Origin of the sequence: Streptococcus sobrinus DSM 20742 = ATCC 33478 (assembly GCF_000686605.1) — a bacterium.
Classification (GTDB): Bacteria; Bacillota; Bacilli; order Lactobacillales; family Streptococcaceae; genus Streptococcus; species Streptococcus sobrinus.
Genome location: NZ_JMLC01000050.1, coordinates 1 through 1652, shown reverse-complemented (window position 1 = coordinate 1652; position 1652 = coordinate 1). Strand labels below are relative to the sequence as shown.

At 51.9% G+C, this 1652-nt stretch carries 1 rRNA gene; it reads left to right on the top strand.

The features are described 5' to 3' along the window. Nucleotides 1-1551, top strand: a 16S ribosomal RNA gene (locus tag BS63_RS0110245); the annotation flags it as partial. Nucleotides 1552-1652: the final 101 nt, after the last annotated feature.

Below are 1652 nucleotides of genomic sequence, written 5' to 3'. Positions count from 1 at the left end.
GAGAGTTTGATCCTGGCTCAGGACGAACGCTGGCGGCGTGCCTAATACATGCAAGTGGAACGCATTGGTAACACCGGACTTGCTCCAGTGTTACTAATGAGTCGCGAACGGGTGAGTAACGCGTAGGTAACCTGCCTGATAGCGGGGGATAACTATTGGAAACGATAGCTAATACCGCATAAGAGGAGTTAACTCATGTTAACTGTTTAAAAGAAGCCATTGCTTCACTATCAGATGGACCTGCGTTGTATTAGCTAGTAGGTAGGGTAACGGCCTACCTAGGCAACGATACATAGCCGACCTGAGAGGGTGAACGGCCACACTGGGACTGAGACACGGCCCAGACTCCTACGGGAGGCAGCAGTAGGGAATCTTCGGCAATGGACGCAAGTCTGACCGAGCAACGCCGCGTGAGTGAAGACGGTTTTCGGATCGTAAAGCTCTGTTGTAGGGGAAGAACGTGTGTAAGAGTGGAAAGCTTACACAGTGACGGTACCCTACCAGAAAGGGACGGCTAACTACGTGCCAGCAGCCGCGGTAATACGTAGGTCCCGAGCGTTGTCCGGATTTATTGGGCGTAAAGGGAGCGCAGGCGGTTTAGTAAGTCTGAAGTTAAAGGCATTGGCTCAACCAATGTATGCTTTGGAAACTGTTAGACTTGAGTGCAGAAGGGGAGAGTGGAATTCCATGTGTAGCGGTGAAATGCGTAGATATATGGAGGAACACCGGTGGCGAAAGCGGCTCTCTGGTCTGTCACTGACGCTGAGGCTCGAAAGCGTGGGTAGCGAACAGGATTAGATACCCTGGTAGTCCACGCCGTAAACGCTGAGTGCTAGGTGTTAGGTCCTTTCCGGGACTTAGTGCCGACGCTAACGCATTAAGCACTCCGCCTGGGGAGTACGACCGCAAGGTTGAAACTCAAAGGAATTGACGGGGGCCCGCACAAGCGGTGGAGCATGTGGTTTAATTCGAAGCAACGCGAAGAACCTTACCAGGTCTTGACATCCCGATGCCCGCTCTAGAGATAGAGTTTTTCTTCGGAACATCGGAGACAGGTGGTGCATGGTTGTCGTCAGCTCGTGTCGTGAGATGTTGGGTTAAGTCCCGCAACGAGCGCAACCCTTATTGTTAGTTGCCATCATTAAGTTGGGCACTCTAGCGAGACTGCCGGTAATAAACCGGAGGAAGGTGGGGATGACGTCAAATCATCATGCCCCTTATGACCTGGGCTACACACGTGCTACAATGGTTGGTACAACGAGTCGCAAGCCGGTGACGGCAAGCTAATCTCTGAAAGCCAATCTCAGTTCGGATTGTAGGCTGCAACTCGCCTACATGAAGTCGGAATCGCTAGTAATCGCGGATCAGCACGCCGCGGTGAATACGTTCCCGGGCCTTGTACACACCGCCCGTCACACCACGAGAGTTTGTAACACCCAAAGTCGGTGAGGTAACCATTTATGGGGCCAGCCGCCTAAGGTGGGATGGATGATTGGGGTGAAGTCGTAACAAGGTAGCCGTATCGGAAGGTGCGGCTGGATCACCTCCTTTCTAAGGATAAACTAAGTAACGAAGACGTTAAGAAATCCGTATGAAAATAGGGGACGGCCAGAAAATCCTGATTTTCTAGGACGGCCATCTTTTTCCTAGGA